This window comes from Conexibacter woesei Iso977N, from assembly GCF_000424625.1.
Lineage (GTDB): Bacteria > Actinomycetota > Thermoleophilia > Solirubrobacterales > Solirubrobacteraceae > Baekduia > Baekduia woesei_A.
In genome coordinates this window covers 1635573-1660779 of record NZ_AUKG01000001.1, presented here as the reverse complement: position 1 = coordinate 1660779, position 25207 = coordinate 1635573, and the positions used below count along the sequence as shown (strand labels likewise).

Sequence of the window (25207 nt, the reverse complement as noted above, 5' to 3'; positions counted from 1 at the left end):
GCAAATGGTTTAACATCACTGATCGCACAGCATCGCTTGACAGACTCGCCCGGCGAGCGCAACCTGCGCAGGCGATCCACCCCGCCGACGAAGGAGCATCACCATGCGCACCGCCGCCGTCCCGCGCACGCCCCGGACGACGCTCGCCGTCCTCGCGACCACCGTCGGCCTGCTGGCCTTCGCCGGCTCGGCGCAGGCGGCCCCCGGCACGGTGACGGGCCCCAGCGGCCTGTCGCTGGAGGTGTCGGACACCACGCCGGCACCGGGCGAGGGGATCACCTTCGAGTTCACCTACACCGTCCGGCCCGGCGACGTCGGCGACATCAACATCTTCGCCTTCGGCGACGGCCAGGACAGCGGCCAGGCCTCCGAGAACCTCCAGGATCTGAGCTTCGTCACCTGCGGCGACGGCGGCCTGGTCGACTGCGGCTACGACCTCACGCGGACCGTCTCCAAGTTCCAGGGCGTGTCGGACGCGAGCAGCCCGGCGGCGGGCACGGTGATCAGCGGCGGCGCGGCGTTCACGGTGTCCAGCAGCGCGACCGACGGCGAGCACATCTCGATGTTCGGCCACCACGCCAACAGCGGCACGGGCGACACGCAGACCTCGCGCCTGACGCTGACGATCGGCGGGCCCAGGGCCGACCTCGGGGTCGGGCTGACGGCGACCGGGTCGCTGCTGGGCAGCACCATCAACTACGACGCCGCGGTGACCAACAACGGGCCGGCGGCGGCGACGTCGGCGACGATCACCACGCAGCTGTCGTCGCAGGCGACGTCGATCACGTCGTCGACCTGCACGTTCTCGGCGACGACGCACCAGGCCAGCTGCCCGATCGGCGCGCTCGCCAACGGCGCGACGACCCACGCCAGGTTCACGGCCAACTTCGGGCTGCTCAGCCTCGGCGCGCTGAACGCCACCGCCACCCGGACCGCCAGCGCACCCACCGACCCCAACGCCGCCAACGACAGCGCGACGGCCAACTGCACCGCGGTCACGTCGCTGCTCATCACCTGCTGAGGGACGCCCGGGCGCCGCGGCCTCGCCGCGGCGCCCGCGTGCGGGGCTCAGACCATCTCGTCGTGCGCGACGCCGGATCCCGTCCAGCGCGTCGCCTCGCGCAGCAGCGCGCCGAGGCCACCGATGGCGTGCGCCGAGCGCTGGCGGCCGGCGCCGCCGCCGTGCTCCAGGAGCCTGCGGGTCCCGTCCAGCTCGTCGGCGCAGCCCAGCTCGCGCGCGTCGTCGGCGACCTGCGCGAGCACGTCCTCGAGCAGGACGCGCACCGGGACGAGCCGCCCTTCGCGGTCGGGCAGCTCGGCCTCGGTCCCGAAGCGCGCGGCCCGGAAGGCGCCCTCGTCGAGGATCTCGGCCGGCGGGTCGGGCTCGGCCGGCGCGGTCGCGCCGTGGCGGGCGAGGCAATGAGCGAGCGCGACGAGCGCCGCGACGTCGTCGAGCGAGGTCTGCGCGTCGAGCGCGCGCACCTCGACGGTCCCCAGGCGCGGGTGCGGGCGCAGCTTCCACCAGAACCACGTGTAGTCCGGCACGTCCGCCGCGCGCGCCAGCAGCGCGCTGGAGCTGCAGAAGTCCTCGAAGTCGCGCATCGCGCGCGGCACGCCGGAGCGCGGCCAGCCGCGCATCGTGACCTCGCGCGCCGAGGCCAGGCCGGTGTCGCGGCCGTGGCGGAACGGCGAGTTGGCGCCCAGCGCCTGCAGCAGTGGCAGGTGGCGGCGCAGCGCGTTGAAGGCGCGGATCGCCGTCTCGGGGTCCGGCATCCCGATGTGGACGTGCAGGCCGCCGGTCGGGTCGGCGACCGCGTCGCCGAGCAGGTGGCGGATCGCGGCGTAGCGCTCCTTGTCGGTGATCGGCGCCTGGCCCTCGGGCGCATGCGGGTGGACGCCCGCGCCGAGCAGACCCGCGCCGGTGTCGGTCACCGCCGCCCGCAGCTCCGCCAGCGCGACGGCGACGTCGTTGGCGGTGGCGTGGACGTCGGTGATCAGCTCGATCTGGCAGGCGTGCAGCTCGCGCTCCACCGCGCCCTGCACCGCCGGCGCGACGCGCTCGATCACCGCCGGGCCGGCGTCGATCTGCTCGCCGGTCAGCGGGTCGACGAGGAACAGCTCCTCCTCGACGCCGAGCGAGAACGGGCTGCCGGTGCCGAAGGCGTGGTCTGCTGGGTCCATGTCCCCGGCGACGTACCCGCCCGGGTCGTCGCGCAGCTGGACCAAAGGCTGAACGTCAGTCGCCGAAGAGGCGGGTGACCGAGGTCAGGCGGTCGATCCCGAAGCCCGCGGCGCGCAGGGCCAGCGGTTGGTGCGGCGAGACCGACGGGTCCGGGTCGTGGGTCCGGTACCAGTCGATCGTGTCGATCAGCGGCTGCTCGTGGTGGCCGGTGGTCCAGCCGAGGTCGCGCTTGGCCTTGGTCGAGCGGTAGGACCAGCGCTGGGAGAGCGCGCGGATCTCCTCGACGGTGATCGCGGGGCGGCCGGGTGCGACCTCGAGGGTCCGGGCCAGCGCCAGCGCGGCGTGCAGCGGCAGCTTGACGGCGGGTCCGTCGACCCCGGACAGCCGCGCGAGGTCGGCGAAGAGGCGGTCGTTCGTGAAGTTCCGGCCGCCCAGGATGTAGCGCTCGCCGACCACGCCGTGCTCCTCGGCGAGCAGGTGCCCGCGGGCGACGTCCTCGGCGCCGACGATGCACAGCGCCCCATCGACGTAGACCGGGATCTCGCGGCGCAGGAACCGCCGGACCAGCTCGGTCGAGCCGCGGTACGTGTCGCCGCGCCCGAGCACGTGCGCGGGGTTGACGATCACGACGGGGAGGCCCTGGGCGCAGATCCGGAGCGCCTCGCGCTCGGCCTCGGCCTTCGCGTTGGCATAGGACAACCCGGTCCGCGCGGCGTTGTAGACGTGCGTCTCGTCGACCGTGCTCGCCCGCGGCCCGGCCGGCCCGATCGCGGCGGCGGCGCTCGTGTGCACGACCCGCCCGACGCCGGCCTCCAGCGCCTCCTCCAGCACGACGCGCGTGCCGGCGACGTTGACGCGGTAGAGGTCCCGCCACCCCGCGCGGAGCGTCGTTGCGTCCGGCACGTGGAAGAGCCGGTCAACATCCCTCAGCGCCTTCCGGACCACCCTGCGGTCGGTGACATCGCCCACGACGACCTCGACATCGAGCTCACCGAGCACACCGGCCGCCGCCCCCGCCGGCACGACCACCCGCACCCGATCCCCCCGCGCGACCAACGCCGCCGCGACATGCGAGCCGACCAACCCAGAGGCGCCGGTGACGAGCGTGGTGGACATCCCGCGCGCATCCTGCCACGCGCCGCGCCCTCGCGCGCGCAGCGGCGGCGCGCCGCGCTCCCGTAGGCTGGCAGGCATGTCCCAGGTCGCGGTCGTCACCGACACCACGCACTACGCGCCGCGTGCGCTTCTGCAGGCCAATGACATCCGTGAGGTGTCGTTGTACGTCAACCTCGGTGACCGCCATGAGCGGGAGTCCGACATGAAGGACTTCGACGCCTTCTACCAGCAGTTGCGGGAGCTGGATGCGCTGCCGACGACCTCGCAGCCGTCGATCGGGGACTTCCTGGAGGTCTACGAGCCGCTGGCCGAGGCCGGCAGGGACATCGTGTCGGTCCACATCGCCGGCGGCATCTCCGGGACCCCGGAGACCGCACGGCAGGCGGCGACCGAGATCGCCACCAAGTACCCGGGCCGGCGTGTCGAGGTCATCGACTCGCGCACGGCGTGCGGCGGGATCGGCCTCTGCGCGCTCGCCGCGGCGGCGTCCGCCTCGACGGGCGCCGACCTCGACGCGGTCGTCGCCCGGACCAACGAGGCCGCGGACACCATGAAGATCTGGTTCGCCGTCGACACCCTGGAGTTCCTCAAGCGCGGCGGCCGCATCGGCACGGCGCAGGCCTGGCTCGGCGGCGCGCTGAAGATCAAGCCGATCCTCACGATCGACCGCGAGATCACGCCGGTCGAGCGCGTCCGGACGGCGGGCCGCGCCTTCGAGCGCATGGTCGACTACCTCAAGGCCCGCCACGAGGACGGCGCCGACGGCTGGGTCGTCCAGCACATCCAGGCCCCCGAGCAGGCCGAGCGGCTCGTCGAGCGCGGCCGCGAGATCTTCGGCACCGAGCCCGTCTTCGTCTCCGAGATCGGCCCGGTCATCGGCACGCACGTCGGCCCCGGCCTGATCGGCGCCGGGGGCCTCCCCCGCCGCCTCATGGCCGAGCTGGGCGTCTAGCTCGCCGAGCTACGACGCCGGGATGATGAGCCCGCCGCCCGGCGGGTCGTCGTCGGGCGGCCTGATCAGCCCGGTGCCAGGAGGCCCGGCCGGCGGCGGCGCGTCCGGGTTGACGATCGCGGCGGCCTTCGCCTCCTGCCTCCAGGCCCAGTACTCCCTGACGAGGATCTGGATCGACGCGGCCAGCGGGATCGCCACGATCGCGCCCGCGATCCCCAGCAGCGTCGAGCCGAACAGCACGGCCACCAGCACGATGAACGGCTGCACCTGCACCGTCCGCCGCTGCACCTGCGGCTGGATGATGTTGTTCTCGATCTGCTGGTAGACGACCGCCCAGATCGCCCAGATGATGGTGTCGGTCGGGAAGTCGTTGAACAACGTCACGAGCCCGATGACGATCGCCGCCACCGTCGCGCCGACCAGCGGGACCAGCGACGCGAGCCCCGCCAGGACCGCCAGCGGGCCCGCGAACGGCACGCCGAGGATCTCCATCACCACGAACGACTGGATGCCCGCGATCAGCGCGATCGTCAGCGCGCCCTGGACGTAGCCGCCGACCGCGGAGGCCGTCGAGTCCAGGATCCGCCGCATCCGCTCGCGCTCGGCCTCGGGTCTCAGCCTCAGCGCCGCGTCGGTCCACTGCCGCCCCCGGGCGACGATGAAGATCGACAGGATGAAGATGTTGACCAGCGCGAAGATCGAGTTGACCAGCCCGAGCCCGATGTCGCTGAGCACCTTCGCCGCGTCGCCGATCTTCCCCGGCAGCTGGTTGGCCTGCTTCTGCAGCTGCCCGGTCAGGTCGTACTTGTCGTCGAGCTTCTTCAGCCTCTGGTTCTTGTTGACGTAGTCCTGGACGTCGTTGGCGTAGTCCGGCAGGTGCTCGGCCAGGCTCGTCCCCTGCGTCACCAGCGGCGGCACGACCAGCGCGGTCAGCCCGACCGGGACCAGGATCAGGATCAGGTAGACGATCGCGATCGCGAACCCGCGCCTCATGTGCTGGTTGAGGCGGTTGACCGGCGCCGACAGCGCGACCGCGATGAACGTCGCCGCCAGGACCCAGCCGATCGGCCTGCGCAGCAGGTAGATCGTGTAGAGGATCAGCACCGCCAGGACGACGATCACCACCACACGCCAGACGGTGCGGACGGAGATGTCGGGCCGGGTCGGGAGCGGCGGTGGGGGCATTCCCGCCGGACCCTAGGCGCGCGACCGGACGTCCCCGGCCGCGCGCGTCAGACCAACTACCAGCGCTTCTTCTTGCGGCGGAGCAACCCGCCGATGGCAGCGATTCCGCCGCCGATCACGAAGCCGGCGACGGCGGCGCCGATCAGGACCTCCTGCTGGTGGTCCCGGATCTGCTTGCGCCAGTCGGTCACCTCGGCGACCTCGCCGCGCAGCCGCTCGAGCGAGACGGCCAGCTCGGCGCGGTTGGACTCGATGGAGGCGCGGATCTCCTCCGGGGAACGCTGAGGCATCTAGAGCGTCGTCTCCGGGTGTTCGGCCTGGACCGTCTCCTTGATCAGCTTGGCCTCCTCGATGGCCATCTTCGGCGCCGGCGGCGAACCCGCCTGCAGCGCGCGGTAAGCGATGTAGCCCGCCAGGGCGGCGAGCAGCAGCAGGATCGCGGCGACCGTGAAGAAGCCCCAGAAGTACTGGCCGTCCGGGAACGGGATCGCCCAGTAGGCGAGCCACGCCAGCCCGAACAGGATCATCACCATCGCGGCGCCGACGAAGATCCCGGCGGCCGCGGCGATCGCCGCGCCCTTGCCGAGCCTCGTGACCTTCTCGGTGATCTCGACCTTGGCGAGCTCGATCTCCTCGCGGACCAGGATCTGGGCCTTCTCGGAGATCTCCTGGATCGCCTGGACGATGCTCGCCGGCTGCTGCGGGTCGTTGGGCGGCGGCGTCATCGGTGCCTCCGCTTGGCGAGCACCTTCAGGAACACCGCGCCGACGAGCCCGCCCGCGAACGCGGCGCCGACGAGCTTCTCGGGGTGCGGGTCGACCGCGTCGCCGGCGGTCGTGCCGCCGAACGCGGCGCTGCCCGCGGGCGCGCCGAACGACGCGTCGGCGGTCCCGACGGTCGGCGTCGGCTCGGGCGCGGGGTCCGGAGCCGGGACGTGCGGCTGCTCGACCGGCGCCTGGGGCGCCTGGGCCGCAGCCTCGGCCGGCTCGGGGCCGGTGGTGGTGGGATCCGCCTCGCTGCTCATCACTCCGGCGGGTCCTCGTCGAAGATCCGGCGGTAGGCGAGGGCCGCGAAGCGCGAGGCCACGACCGAGGCGGCCGCGCCGAACGCGGCGAGCAGCCCCGACCAGGCGAGGCGCTTGACGATGTCGTTCTGCTGCATCGCCAGCAGACCCTACCCGGCCGGGCAGGCGTTCACTGGTCCAGGCCGCTGCAGATCGTCTCGACGATCAACCGCTTGGCGTCGTCGAACCCACCCGCGAGCTGGGGCAGCGAGTCGAAGATCCAGCCCGTCAGGACCTGCTCGATCGCGCCGTAGAAGGCCATCGCGGCGAACTGCGGCGGGATGTCCTTGCGGAACTCGCCGGACGTTTGCGCCTTCTCGACCACGCCGCCGATCAAGTCATAGGCCTCGGTGATCTTCGCGAGATGGGTCTGGCCGAACGAGTTCGCCGCCCGCGTGACCTCGACGATGATGACCTTCATCAGGTCCGGGTCGTGACGGTAGGAGTCGACGATGAACCCGGCGATCGCCTCGAGCTTGCGCTTGGCGGTGATGTCCTGCGTGTCGACCTCGCGGATCGCCTCGAGCATGACGTTCCAGCGCTCCAGGAACAGGGTGTCGAGCACCTCGTCCTTGGACCTGAAGTAGTGGTACACCAAGCCGTAGGCGACGCCGGCCTCGTCGGCGATGTCGCTGACGCGGCAGGTGTGGAAGCCCTGGCGGGCGAAGACGCGGACGGCCGCGTCGAGGATCAGGCGGCGCTTCTCGGCGGCGGCCGCGGCGTTGCGGGCGGTGGCCATCAGTAGACCTCGGGGCGGCGGTTGGCGAGGGACGGCAGGTCGGTGCGGATCCGGTCCTGGCGGGGCAGGTCGAGGTCGGCGATCACGTAGGTCTCGGTGTCCGGCGCCTGGGCCAGGACCAGGCCCCAGGGGTCGACGATCATGCTGCGCCCGCCGGTCTTCAGCCCGGGCGCGTGGCGGCCGGTCTGGTTGGCGGCGATCACGAAGGCCTGGTTCTCGATCGCGCGGGCGCGCAGGAGGACCTCCCAGTGGTCGCGCGTCGTCGGCTCGGTGAAGGCGGACGGGACGGTGAGGATCCGCGCGCCGTCGACCGCCAGCTTCCGGTACAGCTCGGGGAAGCGGAGGTCGTAGCAGATGGTCAGGCCGAGGCTGGTGCCGTCGGCGAGCGTCGACGAGACGATCGCGTCGCCCGGGGCCTCGCCGTCGGACTCGCGGTAGTCGCGGCCGCCGACGACGACGTCGAACATGTGGAGCTTGCGGTAGACCGCGCGGTCGGTCCCGTCGGGGCCGACGTGGACCGATGTGTTGTGGCCGCGCCCGCGTTCGTCGCTGCCATCCGGCGCCTCGGCGATCGAGCCGGCGACGAGGTCGATCTCCAGCTCGCGCGCGACCGCGCGCGCCCATGCGAGCGCGGGACCGTCGGTGAGCGACTCGGCGCCGGCGCGCTGGTCCTCGGGCTGCCCGTAGACCGACCACTTCTCGGGCAGCACGACGAGCGACGCGCCGTCGCGGGCGGCGGCGCGCACGAGCCGATCGGCCGTCTCGAGGTTCGTGGCCTTGTCGGCGGTCGCGGTGAGTTGGACAGCGGCGGCGCGCACGGTGGGGTCTCCTGGGTGGCGATTGACTGGTCAGTCAACGCCGTCTGAGAGCATACCCCGCGGATGCCCACCCTGGAGTCGCTCCCCGCCCGCGACCGCCCGACCGGGCTCGCCGTCCCGCCCCGGCGGATGCGCCTCTGGCACGACGGCCGCCCGCTCAAGCGCTGGCGCTACGTCGGGCTCTACGGCGAGGACATGATGCTCTGCGCGGCGGATGTCCGGATCGCCGGGCTGCCGCAGGGCTTCTGGGCGACGTGGGACCGGACCGACCTGCGCGAGAGGACCGTCTTCCTCCCCCGCGCGGTCGTGCTGGCCGACGACGCGGTGCGGTTCGGGCCGGCCAGGTTGACGCTCGAGCCGGCGGGCGACGCGATGGCCGTCACCTCGCAGCACGGCAGGTCCTACATCTGGACGCGCAAGCAGCCGGTCCGGGCGCGTGGCACCGTGGCGGGTCGCGCGGTCGAGTTGTACGGGTTGATCGACGACTCGGCGGGCTACCACGCGCGGCGCACCGACTGGCAGTGGTGCGCGGGCGTCGGGGTCGGCAACGACGGCGCGGCGTTGTGCTTCAACATCGTCGACGGCGTCCACGACGCGCCCCAGGAATCCGAGCGCACGATCTGGGTCGACGGCGCCGCGTCCGAGCTCCCGCCCGCGACGTTCGCAGACGACCTCTCAGCGGTAACGTTCCCCGCGGATCCGGCCGCGCGCCTCGCGTTCGCCGAGGAGGCGCGGCGGGCCCGCAGCGACGACTTCAAGCTCATGGCCTCCGACTACGTCCAGCCCTTCGGGACCTTCTCCGGCACGCTGCCCGGCGGCGTCGCCGTCGCCCGCGGCTGGGGCGTGATGGAGCGCCACTCCGTGCGCTGGTGACGGCCGTGCGGCGTGCGCTGCACGCGTGGGCCGGCGGCCTGCCGAGGACGTTCTGGTCGCTCTGGGCCGGGACGCTCGTCAACCGGATCGGGACGTTCGTCGAGCCGTTCCTGGCGCTCTACCTGACGCAGGCGCGCGACCTCAGCGCGGGCCGCGCGGGCGTGATCGTCGCGCTCGTCGGCGGCGGCTCGGTGATCTCGCAGCCGCTCGGCGGCGCGCTGACCGACCGCGTCGGGCGGCGGCCGACGCTCGTCGGCGGGATGGTCGCGTCCGGGCTGGCGATCGCCGCGCTGGGGTTCGCGCGCTCGCTGTGGGCGATCGCGCTGTGCACGCTGCTCGTCGGGATCGTCGGCGACCTCTACCGCCCGGCGTCGCAGGCGACGATCGCCGACGTCGTCGCGATCGAGGACCGCCGGCGCGCGAGCGGCCTGCTGTTCTGGGCGGTCAACCTGGGGTTCTCGGTCGCCGCGCTCGGCGGCGGGCTGCTGGCCGCGCACGGCTACGGCCTGCTGTTCGCCCTGGACGCGATCACGTGCTGCGGCTACGCGTTCGTCGTCTGGCGCACGATCCCGGAGACGCGCCCGCCGGAGGCCGCGCAGCACCGCGCCGGTGGCGGCCCGGGCTACCGCGTCGTGCTCCGGGACCGGCTGGCGGTCGCGTTCTGCGGGATCAACTTCGCGGTGATGCTCGCCTACGGGACGATCTACACGATCCTCCCGCTGGCGATGGCCGCCCACGGCCACGGCGCCGACCAGTACGGGCTGGTGATCGCCGTCAACGGCCTGGCGATCGTGCTCCTGCAGCCGCTGCTGACGCCGTGGCTGCTGCGGATGACGCCCGCGGGCAACGTCGGCGGCGGGGCGTTGTTGATGGCCTTGGCGATGGGGATCATCGCGGTCAGCGACGCGCTCGGCGGCTACGTCGTGGCGATCCTCGTCGTCACGCTCGGCGAGATCGCCAACGCGACCGCCAGCGGCGGGCTGATCGCCGAGATCGCCCCGCCCGCGCTGCGCGGCCGCTACGCGGGCGCCTTCGGGCTGACGTTCGGCGCGGCGTTCTTCGTGACGCCGCTGGTCGGCGGCGTCCTGCTCGGCGACGGCTCCTCGCCCGTGCCGTGGGTGGTCGCGGCCGGCGTCGCGGTGGCCTCGGCGGCGGCGATGTTCGCGCTCAGCGGCGCGGTCGAGGCGCGGCGCGCGGCTGCGGCGGCAACGGCCACGGCGGTGGCCTAGGCTGAAGCGATGGCGTCCTCCTACTCGTCTCCCCTCGCTGAGGAGCTGGCCCCGGGCCTGCTCGAGCGCTTCGACCGCTACGTCCGGATCGAGTCCACGGCCGGGCGGCACCGGAGGCAGAGCCCGTCGACGCCCGGGCAGCTGGAGATGGGGCGGCTGCTGGTCAGCGAGTTGAAGGACATCGGCCTCGACGACGCGTTCTTGGATGACAACGGCTACGTCGTCGCGACGCTGCCGGGCAACGTCGAGGGCGCGCCGGTCGTCGGGCTGATCGCCCACGTCGACACGTCCCCGGACGCGCCGGGCGCGGGCGTCGAGCCGATCGTGCACCGCGACTACGACGGCGGCGTCATCGAGCTGCCGCGCGGCGGGACCGTGCTCGACCCGGCGACCGTCGGCGCGCTCGCGTCGAAGGCCGGCCACGACATCATCACGTCGTCGGGCGACACGCTGCTGGGCGCCGACGACAAGGCCGGCGTCGCCGAGATCATGACCGCGATCGCCCACCTGGCCGCGCACCCGGAGCTGCCGCGCCCGACGTTCCGGATCTGCTTCACGCCCGACGAGGAGATCGGCGAGGGCGCGACGCTGTTCGACGTCGAGCGCTTCGGCGCCTACGGCGCGTACACGCTGGACGGCTCCGAGGCCGGCGAGCTGCAGGAGGAGACGTTCACCGCCGCCGAGGTGACGCTGACGATCCACGGCGTCGACATCCACCCGGGGTTCGCGAAGGACATCCTGGTCAACGCGACGCGGCTGGCCGCGCGGATCGTGGCGGCGCTGCCGTCCGACCGGCTGACGCCGGAGACGACCGACGGGCGCGAGGGCTACATCCACCCGTACGAGATCGGCGGGGATGCGCAGAGGTCCACCGTGGTCGCGATCGTCCGCGACTTCGACGACGACCTGCTGCAGCAGCACATCGACCTGATCCGGACGACGGCCGAGGAGATCGTCGGCGCCGAGCCGCGCGCGAAGCTCGAGGTCGACGTCCACCACCAGTACCCCAACATGAAGGCGCACCTGGCGCCGTACCCGGAGGTCGTGACCGCCGCCGAGCGCGCGATCTCCGCCGAGGGGCTGGAGGCGAAGCGGACCGTCATCCGCGGCGGCACCGACGGCTCGCGCCTCAGCGCCATGGGCCTGCCGACGCCGAACATCTTCACCGGCGGCCACGAGTTCCATTCGGTCCGCGAGTGGGCGTCGCTGCACGACATGGCCTCGGCCGCCGCGGTGATCGTCCACCTCGCCGAGGCCTGGACCGCCGACGACCTCAAGGCCGCCGCCGCGGGCGGAGGCGCCGCCGCGGCCTAGGCGGGCACGGGCTCGCCGTTGGAGCGGCCCCGCTTGTTGATGTACAACTTGGCGTCGGCCTCGGCGAGGGCGACGTCGAGCGGGGTGCCGATCGGCCAGGCGGCCACGCCGGAGCTCCAGGCGAACGGGTGCGCGGCGTGGAGGCGCTCGACGACGTGGTCGGCGCCGTCGGCGGGGGTCGCGGGCAGCAGCAGGGCGAACTCGTCGCCGCCGCGGCGGGCGAGGATGTCGGCGGGGCGCAGCGCGGCCTGCCAGTCGTGGGCGAGGGCGGCGAGCAGCTGATCGCCGGCCGCGTGGCCCTCCCGGTCGTTGACGGCCTTGAAGCCGTCGAGGTCGATCAGCACGACGGTCAGGTCGGCGCCGGTGCGGGCGGCCAGCTCGTGCTCGCGGTCGGCGGCCGCGGTGAACGCGCGGCGGTTGAGCAGGCCGGTGAGGTCGTCGGTCTCCGCCTGCCTGCGCACGCGCGCCGAGAGGCCGGAGAGCGTGAGGCCCGAGACCCAGACGGTCCCGGACACGAGCAGCCAGGCGGTGAACGTCGCGCTGAAGTCGTCGATCAGCAGGCCGAGACCGAAGCCGATCGTGATCATCAGCGCGTGGACCTGCGTCGCGCGCGGCGGCAGGAAGAGCGCGGAGTAGACGGTCAGCCAGACGTAGGCGTAGCCCGCGAGCATCGCGCCCGCGCTGGTCGTCGCCGAGGCGACCAGGCACGACGTCGCGACGATCATCACGCCGACGACGGCCGCCAGCGCCAGCGGCGTGATCCGCGGCCCGGAGAGGATCAGCAGCGCGGCCAGGACGACCGAGGCGACCGCCGCGGCGACCAGCAGCGCGACCGGCCGCCCGGGCGCGACCGGTGCCGCCGCCGCGACCGCGCACGCGCCCGCCGCACCGAGGGTCAGCAGCGCGAGGAAGCGCACCTCCGGGGGTGCGGCGGCGACCCGTCGCGACTGCCTCATAGGTGAGTCCTACCCAGTCCGCGCGCGGACTCCTGCGCGGGTGGTCCGACGACGCTAAGCGTTGGCCAGGGATGCCCAGAGATGGAGCGTCGCGAAGCTGCGCACGGGGGCCCAACGTGGCGCGTCGGCCTCCGTCAGGCCGAGGTTCCGGAGCGCCTTGAGGATCGCGACGTCGGTCGGCAGGAAGACGTCGGGGTCGCCGAGGCGCATCCGGACGTAGCCGGCCGTCCAGGCCCCCACGCCCCAGAGCTCGGTGAGCGCATCGGCGTCGGCCGGCGCGTCGAGACGCGGGTCGGCGGCGGCGAGCCCCTGGATCGTCCGGATCCGCGACCTCGGCATCGGGAAGACGTCCGCCGGCGCGGCCGCGATGGCCGCGGGCGTCGGGAGGAGGTGCGTCAGCGCGCCGCCGCTCGCCAGCTCCGGTGGCAGCGCCGCGCCGAGCTGCGCCGTGATGCGGCCGGCGAGCGTGCGGGCGGCGGCGACGGAGATCTGCTGGCCGAGGACCGCGCGGAGGGACAGCTCGAAGCCGCTCACCGTGCCGGGGACGCGGAGGCCGGGGCGCTGGGCGATCAGCGGAGCGAGGGCGGGGTCCTCGCCAAGGGTCGCGATCGCGGGCGCCGGGTCCTGGTCGAGGCCGAAGAGGTGGCGGACCAAGGCAATGGCCTTGGGTTGGTCCGCCGCGTCGGCGAGCCGCGCGTGCAGCGTCACGCCGGAGGCGTCGGGCGTGACCGTCAGCACCGCGGGGCCGCTCGGCAACGCGACGGTGCGCGAGTAGGCGCCGTCCGCGACGACCTCCACGCCCGGGATCGCGCGCGCCGCCAGGAACCGCAGCAGCGCCGCCCCGTCGAACGGCGCGGAGGTGCGGAGGTGGGTCGCGTCGCTCACCGTCGGTCCCAACGGCGCGGGCGGGCGCCGCGTGAGGTCAGCCCTCGCCCGCTTGGCGGGCCAGCTCGGCGAGCAGGAGCTTGGAGTGCATCGCGCCGAGCAGCTCGCGCAGCGGCTCGGCGCCGGAGGCGATGATGTCGGCGGCGCGGTCGACGTCGAGCTCGGTCAAGCGCCCCAACATGGTCCCGATCTCCTCCTCGACCAGCGGCTGCAGCGCCTCGCGGTAGCGGAGCGTGTCGTAGACCGTGAAGCCCAGCGACTCGTCGTAGCCGCCGGCGCGGAAGCGGACCATCGCCTCGATGATCGCGACGTCGTCGGCGTCGAAGCCGCGGCGGTCGGGGGTCAGGACGCCGATCTCCTCCAGCCGCGCCAGCACGTTCGCGGGCAGCGCGTACCTGGCCAGGATCTCCCTGCGCGCCACGCGCGCGGTGTCGCGCTGCTCCAGCGCGCGCTCGATGATCTTGTCCTCCAACTCGACCAGCGCCAGCGCGCGGTCGGGGTCCTCGTCCAACATCCCCTTGATGACCTTCAGGGGCATGAAGCGGTCCTCCTGCAACCGCTTGATGAGCGTGATCCGCTCGACGTAGGCGGGCGGGTAGTACGCCATGTTGCGCGACGTCCGGACCACGCCCTCGCCGTCCCCGAGCAGCCCCTCGCGGAGGTAGTGCTTGATCGTGCCCGCCGAGACGCCGGAGCGCTGGGCGAGCTCGCTCATCTTGAGGAGGCCGTCGTCGTTCACGAGCCGAGGAACGTAGCCCCTGCCTCGGCGGTCTTCGCCGTGGCGACCGCTCCGGACTCCACCAGCGCCGCGATCTCCTCGGCCGAGAAGCCCGCCTCGCCCAGCACCTCCTCGGTGTGCTCGCCGAGCGCCGGGCCGCCGGAGCGCACGCGCCCCGGCGTCCGCGACAGCTTCACCGGCATGCCCAACCCCTTCACCCTGCCCGCGCCCGGCTGCTCGAACTCGATCACCATCTCGCGCGCCCGGACCAGCTCGGACTCCAGCGCCTCCTCGACCTCCAGCACCGGCTCCAGGCAGCAGTCGTGCGCATCGGCGAACGCCGCCCACTCGTCGCGCGTCCTGGTCAGGAAGATCGCCTCGACCTCGGCGTGCGCCGCCGTGCCCGGGCCCTCGAACTGCTGCTCCTTCAGCTCGGGCCGCCCCACGCCGTCGGCGAACGCGCCGAAGAACTTCGGCTCCAGCGCGCCGAGCGTCACCCACCCGTCCGCGCAGCGGTACGGCCGGTAGCAGAGCAAGGACCCTGACAACATCTCCGACCCGCGCCGGGGCGCCTCGCCCGCCGCGAAGACCCGCGCCGCGACCATCGCCAGCCACGACAGCGCGCCGTCGAACATCGAGACGTCGACGAGCTGACCCTCGCCGCTGCGATCCCGCTCACGCAGCGCCGCCAGGATCCCGAACGCGCCCATCAGCGCGCCGCCGCCGAGGTCGGCGATCTGCGCGCCCGCCTGGACCGGCGGCCCGTCGGCGCTCTCGCCGCCCAGCGCCAGCACGCCGTTCAAGCCCAAGTAGTTCATGTCGTGCCCGGACCGCTGCACGTTCGGGCCGGTCAGCCCGTAGCCCGTGATCGCGCAGTAGACGATCCGCGGGTTCTCCTCGCGCAGCCGCTCGTAGCCGACGCCGAGGCGATCGAGCACGCCCGGCCGGAACGACTCCAGCACCACGTCGGCGTCGCGTACGAGGCGCAGGAGCACGTCGCGACCCTCAGCGCTCTTCAAATCCACGCGGATCGACCGCTTGCCGCGGTTCAAGGACAGGAACAACGCGCTCTTCGCCGTCTCCTCCGCGCCCTCGAACGCCGGCGGCGACCAGCGGATGTAGTCGCCCATCCCGGTGTCCTCGACCTTGATGACGTCCGCGCCGAAGTCGGCGAGCAGCAGCGAGCAGAACCCGCCGGGCAGCAGGCGGCTGAGGTCGAGGACCTTCAGCCCCTCGAACGGCAGCCCGGAGCTCACGCCGCCACCCCGCGCGGCTGGACCCCGAGCAGTGCGCGCGCCTCGTCGACCGTCGCCGGCCGGCGCCCCGCGTTCTCCACCATCTCGCGCGCCTTGGCGATCAGCTCGCCGTTGGAGGTCGCCATCGTCCCGTCCGGGAGGTAGAGGTTGTCCTCCACGCCCACGCGGATCGACCCGCCCAGCGCCAGCGCGGCGTTCAGCAGCCTCCACTGCCCGCGCGAGATCCCGATCACGCCCCAGTGGTGCGGACCACCGGGCACGTCGTTCAAGTTGTCCGCCATCACCGCGAGGTTGCGCGCGGTCGGCGGGATGCCGCCGACGACGCCCATCACGAAGTCCACGTGCAGCGGCGCCCTCAACACCCCCATGTCGATCAGCGGCGTCAGCGAGCCGACGTGGCCCACGTCGAAGCACTCGTGCTCGGGCTTGATCCCCAGCTCGTTCATGGCCTTCAACAACGCGATGATCTCGTCGAACGGGTTCGGGAACACCGTCGAGAACACGAAGTCCCTGCGGCGCTTGGAGTACTTCGCGTAGTTCATGGACCCCATGTTGAGCGCCGCCACCTCCGGCGGGCACGCGCGCAGGTACTCGACGCGCTTCTCGACGCTGACGCCGATCGTGCCGGTCGAGAAGTTCAGGATCGCCGCGTCACCGACCTCGGCCCGGATCGCGTCGTGGATCGCCGTGAAGTCCTCCGGCTCGTAGGACGGCGTGCCGTCGGGCCTGCGCGCGTGGATGTGGATGTGCACGCCGCCCTCGTCAACGATCCGCCGTGCCTCGGCGGCGTACTCCGCGGGCGTGTACGGGATCGCCGGGCACTGGTCGCGGTTGGCCAGCGCGCCGGAGATGGCGCAGGTGATGACGACGGGATCCTCGAGGCTCAAGGCGCTTGCTCGCTCCGCAGAAGGTGGAAAGTGGGACGTGCCACTTCCTACTCTGTCGCACCGCGCGCCGATCCGCAACCTGTCCGCCGGTCCAAGCCGATGCACAGCTTCCCAGTATCCTCGAAGGGGTGAGCGCCGCCCCCAGCGATCGCCCCTTCTACCTGGGCACCGGCGACACCTCGACGTTCACGACGTACCACGCGCCCGAGAGCGCGGAGGCGTCCGGCGTCGGGATCGTCCTGTGCCCGCCGTTCGGGGTCGAGGACCAGATGTCGACCCGCCCGCGCCGCACGTGGGCCCGGCATCTCGCGGCCGAGGGGCACGCCGTCCTGCGCATCGACTTCGCGGGCACCGGCGACAGCGCCGGCAACCCGCGCGACCCGGACCGCCTCGGCGCCTGGGTCGGCTCGGTCCGCGACGCGGTCGCCTGGCTGCGCACGACCGGCGGCTGCACGCGCGTCGTCATCGTCGGGATCGGCCTCGGCGGCCTCGTCGCCGGCGAGGCGTTGCGCCGCGGCGTCACGGTCGACGGCGTCGCGCTCTGGGCCGTGCACGCGCAGGGCAGGCGCTACCTGCGCGAGCTCAAGACCTTCGGCCGGATGGAGGCCTCCGCCAGCTACGAGCTGAGCGAGGCCGAGCTGGAGGCGGTCCCGGACGGCGCGCTGGTCGTCGCCGGCTACCTGCTGACCGCCGAGACGCTCGCCGCGATCGAGGCCGTCAGGCTCGACGACCTCCCCGAGCTGCACGACCTGCCCGCGCTCCTGCTCGGCCGCGACGCGATGGCCGCCGACGCGCGCCTGGTCGCAGGCTTCGGCAACGCGGGCGCCGCGGTCACGTCGCTGCCCGGCGAGGGCTACGCGGCGATGATGCTCGAGCCCCACCTGTCGCAGGCGCCGACCGCGGTGTTCGCCGAGGTCGACCGCTGGCTGGCGACGTCGGTCGCCCACCACCCGCCGGCCGAGCGCAACGGGGTCGACGCGCCGACGCCGCCGCCCACCTCCGACGCCCTGCGCCTGACGGTCGACGGCACCGAGCTGGTCGAGTCCCCGCTCGCGCTCCCCCACCACTTCGGCGACATGCGCGCGATCGTCACCGAGCCCGCCGCGACGGCCGGGACCGGCGCCACCGCGCCGCGCGTCTGCGCGGTCCTGCTCAACGTCGGCGGCCAGCGCCGCACCGGGCCCAACCGCATGTGGGTGGAGTCCGCCCGCCGCTGGGCCGCGCGCGGCGTCGTCACGCTGCGCCTGGACATCGCGGGCCTCGGCGACGCCGACATCGCCGGCGCCGACTGGGCCGAGCGCGACGACTTCTCCGTCTACACGCCGGAGTTCGTCGACCAGGTCAACGCCGCGCTCGATGCCGCCGACGCCCGCGGCTTCCACGGCCGCTACGTCCTCGGCGGCGTCTGCTCCGGCGCCTACTGGGCCTTCCAGGCGGCGCTCACCGACACGCGCGTCGCGACCGCCGTCCTGGTCAACCCGAGCGCGCTGCTCTACACCCCGATGCTGGAGACCACGCGCCAGGCCCGCCGCGCGCAGAAGCTCACGCAGGGCCGGATCTGGGCGCGCCTGCGCCGCCGGCAGATCCCCACGCGTGAGGTCCTGCGAGTGCTCGGGGCCCTCGCGCGCTTCCCGCTGATGTGGTTCCGCGGGCGCTTCGGCAAGGACCCGCTGGACAAGGTGCTCGACGGCCTGCGCGAGCGCGACTCCAGGTTGTTGATGATCTTCACCCCGCACGAGCAGGTCTACGAGGAGATGCGCCGCGAGGGCCGCATCGAGCGCCTCGACCGCTGGCCGAACGTCGACATCCGCGAGCTGCCGGGCGAGGGCTTCGCCCACACGCTGCAGCCGCTGCCGTTGCAGCACTACGTCAACGCGATGCTCGACGAGGCGGTGCTGGCGGAGGTCAAGCGCCTGCCCGAGGCGTCCGGCGCGCCCGCGACGCTCCAGCACCGGTGATCAAGCCCAGCGACGTCTCCTCCGACCACGAGATGCCCGCGGGCTGGCGCGCGTGGGTCAAGCAGCTCGTGCCCGGCAAGATCGCGCTCGCGCTGGCGCGCTCGCGGCGCAAGCCGCAGCTGGTCCGCGCCACGCGCGCGCTGCTGGCCGCCGAGGGCGGACCGGAGCCGGCGACGCTGCCCGCGCACGCGCCCGGCGCGCCGGTGATCCTGATGCCGACCGGCCCCGGCGAGCTGCGCTGGCTGCCGGACACGCTGGCCTCGGTCCGGGCCTACGCGCCGCAGGCGACGGTCGTCCTGCTCGCCGACGGTGCCAACGACCTGCCGCGCGCGGTCGCCGAGCGCGAGCTGCCGGGCACGATCTTCCTGCGCACGCCCGCGGTCACCGGCGGCCCGCCGCGGCTGAGCCCCTCGCTGGCGTGGGGCTACCGCTGGTGCCTGGACCACCTGGACTTCGCGCTGCTGCTGAAGATGGACGTCGACGCGCTGCTGACCGCGCCCGGCCTCTTCGAGCGGATGGGCGAGGCGGTCGCCGCCGACCCGTCGATCGGCATGCTCGGCACGCCCGCGATGCGCGACGGCGCGATCCCCGGCGACACGAGCTTCGGCCGCTGGGTCGTCGCCTCCGAGAAGCGCTTCGCGCCCACCGTCCGCCGCGCCGACGCCGCCGCGCGCGCCAACGGCTGGCAGGGCGAGGAGGACCACGGCGGGATCTACGCGCTCACGCGCGCCGCGCTGGAGGGCATGCGCGCGACCGGCCACCTGGACCGCCAGCCGCCGTGGTGGACGCTGGTCGGCGAGGACCTGTGGTTCTCGATGGGCGTCGCGGGCGCGGGCCGGCGCGTCGCGACGCTGCCGGGCATCGTCTCCGGCCAGGCGCGCGTCCCGCTCGCCGTGGCCGACGTCCTGGAGCGCGGCGTGCTCGCGGTGCACTCGGTCAAGCAGGGCCTGCACGGCGAGGACCAGGTCACGCTGCGCGCGGCGTTCGCCGCGGCGCGCCCGCCCGTGTCCTGACACCGTTTCAAGGCGGCGGCGCTCTCAGCCGAACTACCTACCATGGCGCGCCTGGTGTCCCGTTCCGCCCTCCTCACGCTGCTCGTGTTCGTGGTGCTCGCCGTGTCCGGCGCCGCGGCCGGCGTCGCCGCGCTGATCCACGACGACGGCACGCCGCAGGCAACGGGCGTCGACCAGGGCAAGGTCCTGGCGGTCAAGCGCACCGACTCGAGCTTCGACCGGTTCACCTACAAGAGCACCACCGGCGTCGGCCAGTGGCTGGACCAGAACCTCTTCCGCGCGGTCGTCTACTCGCCGTACTTCGACGACAAGACCGCCTGGTACACGCGCGTCTGGGACTACCGCAACCTGTACGGGATCCGCGTCGGATCGAAGCTCGCCAAGCAGCACCCCGACTGGATCCTCCACGACCGCTCCGGCAGGAGGCTGTTCCTGGCCTGGGGCTGCGACAACGGCTCCTGCCCGCAGTACGCCGGCGACGTCTCCAACGCGGCGTTCCGCAGGCACTGGATCGCCGAGGCCGCCGCCGAGCTGCGGCACGGCTACAGGGGCCTCTGGATCGACGACGTCAACCTCGACCTGCGCATCAGCCACGGCAGCGGCCATGCCGCGAACGCGGTCGCGGCGAGCGGCGCGTCGATGACCGCCGAGCGCTGGCGCAGCCTGGTCGCCGCGTTCACGGTCCAGATCCGCAACGCGTTCCCGAAGGCCGAGATCGTGCACAACGCGATCTGGTACGCGGGCGGCTCCGCGCGCGACCAGGACCCGGCCGTGCGCGCCGAGATCAAGGCCGCCGACTGGGTCAACCTGGAGCGCGGCGTCAACGACTCCGGCCTCACCGGCGGCGACGGCGAGTGGTCGCTGCGCGCGTTCCTGGCCCACGTCGACGTCCTGCACCAGCTCGGGACCGCGGCGATCATGGAGGGCGGCGACGACGCGCCCGCCGGGCGCGAGTACAACCTCGCCGCCTACCTGCTGATCGCCTCGGGGACCGACGCGGTCGGCGCGGGCAGCGCGGCGCCGGGCAGCGACTGGGCCCCGCTGCACTACGACCTCGGCGCGGCGCACGGCGCGCGCAGCGAGTGGAGCGGCGTGATCCGCCGCGACTTCGACCGCGGCCTCGTGCTCGTCAACCCGCCCGGCGGCCCGGCGCAGACGCTGTCGCTCGGCGGGACCTACCTCAACACGGCCGGCAGGCCGGTCACGTCGGTGCGCCTCGCTGCCGGCAGCGGCGCGGTGCTCCGGGCGCGGTAGCGCCGCCGGTCAGCCGCGCGGCGGCACGAGCTCGTCGTAGACCGCCACGGTCCGCGCGACCATCCGCTCCAGCCCGAACGCCGCGTCGTGGCGGGCGCGCGCGGCCGCGCCGAGCGCGGCGCGCCGGGCCGGGTCGGCGGCCAGCGCGACGACGGCCTCGACCAGCGCCGCCGGGTCGGCCGGCGGGATCAGCGTCCCGACGTCGGGCGTGACGGCCTCGCCGGTCCCGCCGACGTCGGTCGCGACGATCGGGACGCCGCAGGCCATCGCCTCCAGCACGCCGATCGGCAGCCCCTCCCACGACGACGACAGCACGTAGACGTCCATCGCGGTCAGGTGCTGCCACGACGGGCCGCGGAACGGCAGGAACGCGAAGCGCTCGTCGGCGTCCAGGCCCAGCGCGGCGGCGCGCGCGTGCAACTCCTCGCGCAGCGGGCCGTCGCCGATGACCGCCACGCGCGCGTCCGGGACGCGCTCGAGGATCGCGGGCGCCGCGTCGATCAGGACGTCCAGGCGCTTCTGCTCGCGCAGGACCGCGACCGCGGCGATCAGCACGCCGCCCTCGCGCAGCGCGGCGGTCGCCGGGTCGGCGACGACGCCGTCCGGGCACGCGGCGCAGCCGTTGTGGACCACGCGCAGCCGCCGGTCGGCGACGTGCGCGCCGCGCGCCTGGCGGCGCTCGTCCTCGCAGACGCAGATCATGCGGTCGGTCGCCGGGCCCAGCGCGGTCTCGATCGCGGTGGCGAAGATCCGCCGCGGCGCGCCGAAGTCACCGATGAACGGCAGGCAGTGCGGGCTGTAGGCGACCGGCAGGCCGCGCAGCGTCCGCCCCGCGAGCCGCCCGATCACGCCGGCCTTCGCGCTGTGGTTGTGGAGGAGGTCGAAGCCGCCGCCGGACGTCAGCAGCGCGCGCAGCTGGCGCAGCGCGCGCCAGTCCTGGCCCGGGCTGCCGTAGCCGCGAGCCCAGTCGAGGCGGTGGATCTCGACGCCCGCGGCGGCGGCTCGCTCGTAGGCGATCGACTCGGCGGGGCCGGCGAGGACGGGCTGCCAGCCGTGGGCCTGGAGCCCCACGGCCAGCTGGGCGACGTTCTCGGCGACTCCGCCGTCGGGCGGCTCGAAGGCCAGCAGGACGCGACGCATCGCGTTGGATCCTAGGCGGCGGGGCGCGGTGCCCCGCCGCTGCCTAGCCGGCGGTCGTGAACGACTTGGCGATCTTCGTGTGGCCCGCGGTCATCAGCACGCGGTAGCTGCCGGCGCCCGGCACCTCGCTGGCGAACGCCCAGCTGCCCTCGTCGTTGACCGACACCTTGGCCGACGAGACCGTGACGTACCTGCCGTGGCGCTTGGCCTGCAGCGTCACGACCGTCCTGGCGCCCGACTCGGCGACCTGGCCGGTGGCCAGGACCGAGGACGTCGCCGACGCGGAGTGCGCCTTGGTCGACTTGGTGGCCTTGACCTTGGCGGCCCTGCCCTTGGCGGGCGTGACCTTGACCGACGTGATCCGCGTGTGGCGGACCGGCCTGCGGCCGACCGTCGTCCTGGTCGTCGTCGTGACCGGCCTGGTGGTGGTCGTCGTGGTCGTCGTCGTGACGGGCCTGGTCGTCGTGGTCGTCGTCGTCGTGACCGGCCTGGTCGCGACCGGCGTCGTCGTCGTGGTCGGCGGGGCCGGCGTCGTGGCGCTCGCCGGCGGGTTGGTCACGGTCGTGCCGCCCGAGGCGACCGGGACGACGACCGGGGCCGGCGTCGTCGCGGCCGGCGTGCAGGACGTCGTGCCGCGCAGGACCGCACCGCCGCGGGCGCCCAGCGTCACCTGCGTGACCTTGGCGCCCGACGAGTTGGTCATCGCCTGCGGCAGCGTGACGGTGCGCGTCGGCGCGCCCGGCTCGTTGAGCAGGACGATGCCCCCGGCGAAGTCGCGGCGGTCGACGCCCTGGTAGATCGCGCGGTTGCCGCAGGCGTTGCCGAGGTCGACGTCGTACATCGACCACCAGTTGTCCGGTGTCATGTCGCCGAGGCCGACGCCGTCGTTGCCGGTCGACATCAGGTAGTAGGCGGCGAGGTTGTACTCGCGGCCCTGCGTGCCGGCGTCGAAGCCGTCGAAGACGACGCCCTTGCCGAGCGCGTGGACGCGGTCGACGTAGCCGAGCAGCGCGTTCAGCGACCACTCGCCGGTGCCGCCGGTCAGGCCGTCGTCGTTGACGCCGCGCTCGATGTTGATGTAGTCGGCGGCCTTGATCTGGCGCTGGACGTAGGGGTCGGTGTCACGCGGGCCCCACACGGCGTACCAGATCGAGTTGTGCAGGATCTCGGCGTTCGGGACGGCCGCGCGCAGCTCCTCCATGAACGTCGCCATGTAGCTGCGCCACGCGGTGGCGGTCATCGGGGCGCCGGTGCGCGGGTCGGTCGGGGCGGTGTTGACGCCCTGTCCGTTGCCGACCTGCATGTCCATGTTGACGTCGTCGACCCAGACGCCCTTGTAGCCGTGCGCGACGGCGGCCTTGACCTGGGAGATCCACCAGCTGCGGTAGGCCGGGTTGCCGATGTCGGCGGCGTACTGCGGGCAGGTGCCGTTCGAGCAGCCCCACGGGATGTAGAGCTTGTTGCCGCCGCCGTCCTTGAGGATCCAGTCCGGGTGGGCGGTGACGTTCGGGCTCGACGGGTAGATCGAGTAGGAGTCCTCGTAGACCCAGCCGTTGCCGTACCAGGAGGTCTTGTTGTCGAAGTACGGCGTGAACACCTCAGAACGCCAGAACTTCGCGCGCATCCAACTGCTGAAGGATGCGGTGGGGTTGTTCATGTACTGGTCGAACTCCGGACCGGTGCGCTTCACGAACTGCACAGCGCCCGCGTCCGCTGCAGAGGCGGAAGCGGCGGGGATGGTCGATCCGGCGATGAAGAGCGCCAGCGCCGCAAGCAGCGCGACGGGCAGGCGAAAGCGGGCGCAGTCCAGCGCCCTGAGGTTGACAAGCGACAACACAGGCTCCTTCGGAAGCTGGGCTGCCTACGTGAGGCCCCTGGCTTTGCGTCCCCGCCTCGCGACGGGTTTGCGTTTATCGGGAAAGCGTGAGAATCCGTTCTCAGCGAAAGTCTCGACAGGTTTGGTCGATGACCCTTCGCGAGTGGCCGAGGCGTGGACGATTGTCCGGCAACCGGTCAGTCGCAGGACTCAGGAGGGGTACGCTCGAAGCCGATGAAGAGAGAGCCATGGCGCCGCAAGAACCTTTGAACAGAAGCAGCAGCCGCGACGAGGGCATCGACTCGCGCCGTTACATCGCGGCGCTGCGCCGCAGCCTGCCGCTGATGATCACGATCGTGGTCGTGCTGACGGTCGCGGCGGCGGCGATCTCGGTCGCGCTCCCGAAGACCTACAAGGCCGAGAGCCAGATCATCGTCACGCCGGACAGCTCCTCGACGCTCGTCGCGTCCGACGCGAGCTCCGAGCAGCGCGACCTGGCCACGATCCAGACGCTGATCACCTCGCCGACGGTCCTCCAGGCCGCGGGCAGGTCGCTGGGCCTCACGCGCCAGGAGCTCCAGAGCAGGGTCGCCTCGACGCTGGACCCGAACGCGAACATCATCACGGTCACCGCGACCGACGCGACCGCGGCCTCCGCGGCCGACATCGCCAACGCGGTGTCGAAGGCGTTCCTGGCCGACCAGGCGAACGCCGACAAGGCGTCCCTGAGGCGCGCGCAGGACGCGTTGCAGAGCCAGATCGACGCCATCTCCAACTCCGCCGACGCCAACACCGCGTCCGGCCAGGCCCAGCAGCGCGCGCTGCGCGACCGCCTCGCCGAGCTGTCGGTCCAGGCGACCAACGCGGGCACCGACCTGCAGATCGCGCGCGACGCCGACCGCCCCGACGGCGCCGACTCGCCGCGCCCGCTGCGCAACACGATCCTCGCGTTCTTCGTGGCGATCTTCATCGCGGTGATCGCCGCGCTGGCGCGCGACCAGCTGCGCCCCGGCATCACCGACCAGCGCGAGCTGGGCGACGTGCTCGGCATCCCCGTGCTCGCGACGATCCCGGAGCGGCCGGGCCGCATGGGCCGCCGCCGCGCGCCGCTGATCGCGCGCGTCGAGCAGGAGTCCTACCGCCTGCTGTCGGCGTCGATCCGGATGGAGCTGCGCTCCGACCACGACCACGTGCTGCTGACGACCTCGGCGCTGCACTCCGAGGGCAAGACGTCGGTGACGCTGCGCCTGGCGCGCCAGCTCGCCGAGGCCGGCCGCCGCACGCTGGTGATCTCCGGCGACCTGCGCTGGCCGCGGCTGGACACCGAGCTGTCGCTGACCGGCAGGCCGGGCCTGAGCGACCTGCTGGCGCTCGCCGAGCGCGGCGAGGTCCTGAACGCCGACGTCGCGGCCGACCACGTCGTCGCGCGTGCCAACCGCGAGGCCGACGTCATGCCCGCGGGCACGATCCTCGGCGACGCGGGCGCGAGGCTCCTGTCGGGCGAGCGCCTGGCCGCCGTCTTCGCGGTCGTCACCGACCTCGGCTACGACTTCGTGCTCGTCGACGCGCCGCCGCTGCTGGGCATCTCCGACGCCCAGCTGCTGGCCGCCCACTGCGACGAGGTGCTCGTCGTCACCCGCCTGCGCGGCCAGACGCTCGACACGATCATGGACCTGCGCATGACGCTCGACCGCCTGCCGATCCGCCCGATCGGCACCGTGGCGATCGGCGGCGCCGTGTCGTCCTCGCCCTACTACCACGAGCGCCCGGCCGACGGGGACATCCCCACGGACGACAGCAGCTCCTCCTCGCCCCGCGGCGAGGGCATCACCGCCGGCCGCTAGCGCGGCCGG

General features: G+C 73.3%; 25 protein-coding genes and 1 riboswitch. Of the genes, 9 read left to right on the top strand and 16 right to left on the bottom strand.

Annotated elements, in window-relative coordinates:
- Positions 1–103: 103 nt before the first annotated feature.
- Positions 104–1021: a DUF11 domain-containing protein gene (locus tag H030_RS36700; RefSeq protein WP_027005745.1), complete on the top strand. Its 918-nt coding sequence runs from the start codon at positions 104–106 to the stop codon at positions 1019–1021.
- A 47-nt stretch (positions 1022–1068) separates the two neighbouring features.
- Here H030_RS36700 and H030_RS0108120 read toward each other — a convergent pair whose 3' ends face one another.
- The gene (locus H030_RS0108120) at positions 1069–2181 is read right to left on the bottom strand and encodes a carboxylate-amine ligase (protein WP_155891915.1); all 1113 of its coding nucleotides are present in this window, start codon (positions 2179–2181) and stop codon (positions 1069–1071) included.
- A 55-nt stretch (positions 2182–2236) separates the two neighbouring features.
- Positions 2237–3298, bottom strand: coding sequence for an NAD-dependent epimerase/dehydratase family protein (locus H030_RS30360; RefSeq protein WP_051222044.1), 1062 nt, complete (start codon positions 3296–3298; stop codon positions 2237–2239).
- A gap of 76 nt (positions 3299–3374) precedes the next feature.
- Between H030_RS30360 and H030_RS0108110 the strand changes: the two genes are divergently transcribed.
- Positions 3375–4250, top strand: coding sequence for a DegV family protein (locus tag H030_RS0108110; protein WP_027005743.1), 876 nt, complete (start codon positions 3375–3377; stop codon positions 4248–4250).
- A 9-nt stretch (positions 4251–4259) separates the two neighbouring features.
- Here the strand turns inward: H030_RS0108110 and H030_RS0108105 are convergent, their stop codons facing one another.
- Genes H030_RS0108105 through H030_RS0108075 form a run of 7 tightly spaced genes read right to left on the bottom strand, consistent with a single transcriptional unit; the run spans position 4260 to position 8055 of the window.
- Positions 4260–5435, bottom strand: coding sequence for an AI-2E family transporter (locus H030_RS0108105; RefSeq protein WP_027005742.1), 1176 nt, complete (start codon positions 5433–5435; stop codon positions 4260–4262).
- A 56-nt stretch (positions 5436–5491) separates the two neighbouring features.
- The gene (locus tag H030_RS30355; RefSeq protein WP_027005741.1) at positions 5492–5725 is read right to left on the bottom strand and encodes a DUF3618 domain-containing protein; all 234 of its coding nucleotides are present in this window, start codon (positions 5723–5725) and stop codon (positions 5492–5494) included.
- A complete protein-coding gene (locus H030_RS36695) occupies positions 5726–6160 on the bottom strand; it encodes a phage holin family protein (RefSeq protein WP_051222041.1) in 435 nt (144 codons plus the stop codon).
- Positions 6157–6459, bottom strand: coding sequence for a hypothetical protein (locus H030_RS0108090; RefSeq protein ID WP_027005740.1), 303 nt, complete (start codon positions 6457–6459; stop codon positions 6157–6159). The genes H030_RS36695 and H030_RS0108090 overlap by 4 nt, the downstream gene beginning before the upstream one ends.
- On the bottom strand, positions 6459–6596 hold the full coding sequence (locus tag H030_RS38955; RefSeq protein WP_155891913.1) for a hypothetical protein: 138 nt from the start codon (positions 6594–6596) through the stop codon (positions 6459–6461). Before H030_RS38955 ends, H030_RS0108090 begins: the two co-directional genes overlap by 1 nt.
- A gap of 32 nt (positions 6597–6628) precedes the next feature.
- Positions 6629–7237, bottom strand: a complete 609-nt coding sequence (locus H030_RS30345; RefSeq protein ID WP_035125996.1) for a TetR/AcrR family transcriptional regulator — start codon at positions 7235–7237, stop codon at positions 6629–6631.
- The gene (locus H030_RS0108075) at positions 7237–8055 is read right to left on the bottom strand and encodes a carbon-nitrogen hydrolase family protein (protein WP_027005739.1); all 819 of its coding nucleotides are present in this window, start codon (positions 8053–8055) and stop codon (positions 7237–7239) included. The genes H030_RS30345 and H030_RS0108075 overlap by 1 nt, the downstream gene beginning before the upstream one ends.
- A gap of 63 nt (positions 8056–8118) precedes the next feature.
- Here H030_RS0108075 and H030_RS0108070 point away from each other — a divergent pair, with 63 nt between their 5' ends.
- Genes H030_RS0108070 through pepT form a run of 3 tightly spaced genes read left to right on the top strand, consistent with a single transcriptional unit; the run spans position 8119 to position 11471 of the window.
- Complete coding sequence (locus tag H030_RS0108070) at positions 8119–8928, top strand: DUF2804 domain-containing protein (protein ID WP_027005738.1); 810 nt, start codon at positions 8119–8121, stop codon at positions 8926–8928.
- Positions 8925–10157 carry an MDR family MFS transporter gene (locus tag H030_RS0108065; protein WP_051222039.1) on the top strand — a complete coding sequence of 411 codons (1233 nt, stop codon included), beginning with the start codon at positions 8925–8927 and terminating at the stop codon, positions 10155–10157. The genes H030_RS0108070 and H030_RS0108065 overlap by 4 nt, the downstream gene beginning before the upstream one ends.
- A 9-nt stretch (positions 10158–10166) precedes the next feature.
- On the top strand, positions 10167–11471 hold the full coding sequence (gene pepT / locus H030_RS0108060) for a peptidase T (protein WP_027005736.1): 1305 nt from the start codon (positions 10167–10169) through the stop codon (positions 11469–11471).
- On the opposite strand, the gene H030_RS36690 is transcribed toward pepT, so the two are convergent.
- The 5 genes from H030_RS36690 to H030_RS0108035 are packed head-to-tail and all read right to left on the bottom strand — an operon-like array spanning position 11468 to position 16173.
- Positions 11468–12427, bottom strand: coding sequence for a GGDEF domain-containing protein (locus tag H030_RS36690; protein WP_081690610.1), 960 nt, complete (start codon positions 12425–12427; stop codon positions 11468–11470). The genes pepT and H030_RS36690 overlap by 4 nt on opposite strands.
- A 54-nt stretch (positions 12428–12481) precedes the next feature.
- Positions 12482–13312: a DNA-3-methyladenine glycosylase family protein gene (locus H030_RS30335; RefSeq protein ID WP_051222034.1), complete on the bottom strand. Its 831-nt coding sequence runs from the start codon at positions 13310–13312 to the stop codon at positions 12482–12484.
- 37 nt (positions 13313–13349) lie between these two features.
- Positions 13350–14051, bottom strand: coding sequence for a MerR family transcriptional regulator (locus tag H030_RS0108045; protein ID WP_027005735.1), 702 nt, complete (start codon positions 14049–14051; stop codon positions 13350–13352).
- A complete protein-coding gene (locus H030_RS30330; protein WP_081690608.1) occupies positions 14048–15286 on the bottom strand; it encodes a CaiB/BaiF CoA transferase family protein in 1239 nt (412 codons plus the stop codon). The genes H030_RS0108045 and H030_RS30330 overlap by 4 nt, the downstream gene beginning before the upstream one ends.
- Positions 15283–16173, bottom strand: coding sequence for a 3-keto-5-aminohexanoate cleavage protein (locus H030_RS0108035; protein ID WP_027005734.1), 891 nt, complete (start codon positions 16171–16173; stop codon positions 15283–15285). The genes H030_RS30330 and H030_RS0108035 overlap by 4 nt, the downstream gene beginning before the upstream one ends.
- Before the next feature lie 128 nt (positions 16174–16301).
- Here H030_RS0108035 and H030_RS0108030 point away from each other — a divergent pair, with 128 nt between their 5' ends.
- The 3 genes from H030_RS0108030 to H030_RS0108020 are packed head-to-tail and all read left to right on the top strand — an operon-like array spanning position 16302 to position 20398.
- Positions 16302–18131 carry an alpha/beta fold hydrolase gene (locus H030_RS0108030; protein WP_027005733.1) on the top strand — a complete coding sequence of 610 codons (1830 nt, stop codon included), beginning with the start codon at positions 16302–16304 and terminating at the stop codon, positions 18129–18131.
- Positions 18128–19144, top strand: a complete 1017-nt coding sequence (locus H030_RS0108025; RefSeq protein WP_027005732.1) for a hypothetical protein — start codon at positions 18128–18130, stop codon at positions 19142–19144. The genes H030_RS0108030 and H030_RS0108025 overlap by 4 nt, the downstream gene beginning before the upstream one ends.
- Positions 19145–19198: 54 nt before the next feature.
- A complete protein-coding gene (locus H030_RS0108020; protein ID WP_196809044.1) occupies positions 19199–20398 on the top strand; it encodes a putative glycoside hydrolase in 1200 nt (399 codons plus the stop codon).
- A gap of 9 nt (positions 20399–20407) precedes the next feature.
- Here H030_RS0108020 and H030_RS30325 read toward each other — a convergent pair whose 3' ends face one another.
- Positions 20408–21538, bottom strand: coding sequence for a glycosyltransferase (locus H030_RS30325; protein WP_051222033.1), 1131 nt, complete (start codon positions 21536–21538; stop codon positions 20408–20410).
- 43 nt (positions 21539–21581) lie between these two features.
- Positions 21582–23372 (bottom strand): putative glycoside hydrolase, encoded by a 1791-nt coding sequence (locus H030_RS36685; protein WP_155891912.1) that lies wholly within the window; start codon positions 23370–23372, stop codon positions 21582–21584.
- Between the two features lie 10 nt (positions 23373–23382).
- Positions 23383–23457, bottom strand: a riboswitch (cyclic di-GMP riboswitch).
- Positions 23458–23602: 145 nt separating this feature from the next.
- Here H030_RS36685 and H030_RS30315 point away from each other — a divergent pair.
- Entirely contained in the window at positions 23603–25198 is a 1596-nt protein-coding gene (locus H030_RS30315; protein ID WP_196809043.1) for a polysaccharide biosynthesis tyrosine autokinase, read from the top strand.
- Positions 25199–25207: the final 9 nt, after the last annotated feature.

What these genes read in the sequence shown, in the direction of transcription:
- H030_RS36700 (WP_027005745.1), top strand. Translation starts at nt 104, where the DNA reads ATGCGCACCGCCGCCGTCCCGCGCACGCCCCGGACGACGCTCGCCGTC.
- H030_RS0108120 (WP_155891915.1), bottom strand. Translation starts at nt 2,181, where the DNA reads ATGGACCCAGCAGACCACGCCTTCGGCACCGGCAGCCCGTTCTCGCTC.
- H030_RS30360 (WP_051222044.1), bottom strand. Translation starts at nt 3,298, where the DNA reads ATGTCCACCACGCTCGTCACCGGCGCCTCTGGGTTGGTCGGCTCGCAT.
- H030_RS0108110 (WP_027005743.1), top strand. Translation starts at nt 3,375, where the DNA reads ATGTCCCAGGTCGCGGTCGTCACCGACACCACGCACTACGCGCCGCGT.
- H030_RS0108105 (WP_027005742.1), bottom strand. Translation starts at nt 5,435, where the DNA reads ATGCCCCCACCGCCGCTCCCGACCCGGCCCGACATCTCCGTCCGCACC.
- H030_RS30355 (WP_027005741.1), bottom strand. Translation starts at nt 5,725, where the DNA reads ATGCCTCAGCGTTCCCCGGAGGAGATCCGCGCCTCCATCGAGTCCAAC.
- H030_RS36695 (WP_051222041.1), bottom strand. Translation starts at nt 6,160, where the DNA reads ATGACGCCGCCGCCCAACGACCCGCAGCAGCCGGCGAGCATCGTCCAG.
- H030_RS0108090 (WP_027005740.1), bottom strand. Translation starts at nt 6,459, where the DNA reads ATGAGCAGCGAGGCGGATCCCACCACCACCGGCCCCGAGCCGGCCGAG.
- H030_RS38955 (WP_155891913.1), bottom strand. Translation starts at nt 6,596, where the DNA reads ATGCAGCAGAACGACATCGTCAAGCGCCTCGCCTGGTCGGGGCTGCTC.
- H030_RS30345 (WP_035125996.1), bottom strand. Translation starts at nt 7,237, where the DNA reads ATGGCCACCGCCCGCAACGCCGCGGCCGCCGCCGAGAAGCGCCGCCTG.
- H030_RS0108070 (WP_027005738.1), top strand. Translation starts at nt 8,119, where the DNA reads ATGCCCACCCTGGAGTCGCTCCCCGCCCGCGACCGCCCGACCGGGCTC.
- pepT (WP_027005736.1), top strand. Translation starts at nt 10,167, where the DNA reads ATGGCGTCCTCCTACTCGTCTCCCCTCGCTGAGGAGCTGGCCCCGGGC.
- H030_RS36690 (WP_081690610.1), bottom strand. Translation starts at nt 12,427, where the DNA reads ATGAGGCAGTCGCGACGGGTCGCCGCCGCACCCCCGGAGGTGCGCTTC.
- H030_RS30325 (WP_051222033.1), bottom strand. Translation starts at nt 21,538, where the DNA reads ATGCGTCGCGTCCTGCTGGCCTTCGAGCCGCCCGACGGCGGAGTCGCC.
- H030_RS30315 (WP_196809043.1), top strand. Translation starts at nt 23,603, where the DNA reads ATGGCGCCGCAAGAACCTTTGAACAGAAGCAGCAGCCGCGACGAGGGC.